The 998-nt window shown below is 47.2% G+C and carries 1 protein-coding gene and 1 pseudogene; one reads left to right on the top strand and one right to left on the bottom strand.

Features of this window, described 5'->3' with window-relative positions; genetic code table 11:
* The coding region (locus tag KIV40_RS29525) for a substrate-binding domain-containing protein (protein ID WP_285352809.1) at positions 1–621 on the top strand (621 nt) is incomplete at its 5' end.
* A 78-nt stretch (positions 622–699) separates the two neighbouring features.
* Here KIV40_RS29525 and KIV40_RS35510 read toward each other — a convergent pair.
* Positions 700–998, bottom strand: a pseudogene (locus tag KIV40_RS35510) (dehydrogenase); the annotation flags it as partial.

Below are 998 nucleotides of genomic sequence, written 5' to 3'. Positions count from 1 at the left end.
CAATGCTTGAGTGAATCTGAAATTGCTCAAATTATCGAAAGCACGGATACACCGATTCTGGTGCTCAACCGAGAAATGCCTTTAAAGCCAGAGCACGCGATCACCACCGATCATTATCAAAGTGCTTGTTTGATGGTTGAACATATCATCGAGCAGGGTCATACAGAGATTGCCGTTATTCGTGGTAAAGCTGGTTCGTCGACCGATGAGCTACGTTATCAAGCGTATCAAGATGTGCTCACCAAGCACGGTATTGAGCTGAACGAGTCTAGTGTTATTCAAGGCGATTGGACAATGGAGAGTGGCTACCATGCCGCGCAAGCTTTAGTGGCAAGCAAAGCAAGCTTCACTGCAATTCTGTCTGAAAACGATGATATGGCGATTGGTGCGATTAAGGCGTTAACTCAGCTAGGGTATTCATTACCTCAAGATATTTCTATCGTCGGGTTTGATAACAGCAAAGTGGGCGAGTTCCTTACACCCAGTTTAACCTCTGTCAGCGTACCGCTGGAGCAGATGACGCAAAAAGCGATTCTACAAATTGTTGGTGATGCTGAACAAGCTGCGGCCATCAACACTACCGGCAGTTTGGTGCTGCGCGATTCAGTAAAGAGTTGCTAAAACGGATGCAGAGGGTTGCCTAGAAGGTTCTTTGATTGAATCACTTCTAGGCTGGGGATGTTCGATAGAGAGTTGAGGTTAGTGATCGAGCTTGGCGATGATTTTGCCAACCGTACGCTGATTTCGGATATCAAGCAGAGCATCACCAACTTCACCGAGAGTAATCACTTTGAGGTTTGGAATGACGACGTCTCCTGTGAGCCTAGGCTAAGCTGGTGGAAGCTGAGACCTTTAAGGAAAGCGTTGTCGTAGCGTTCTGGTGTCACGACTTGAACAAGCTAAACCATCTCGCCTTCATAAGCCAATACACCAGCGGCAAGTTTGTCGTTATCGCCGCCGACACAATCCAGCGCAATATCTACACCTTGGTCTTGAGT

Source organism: Vibrio sp. D173a (genome assembly GCF_030248475.1).
The sequence above is the reverse complement of the archived record's forward strand: the minus strand, read 5'-3'. Positions and strand labels throughout refer to the sequence as shown.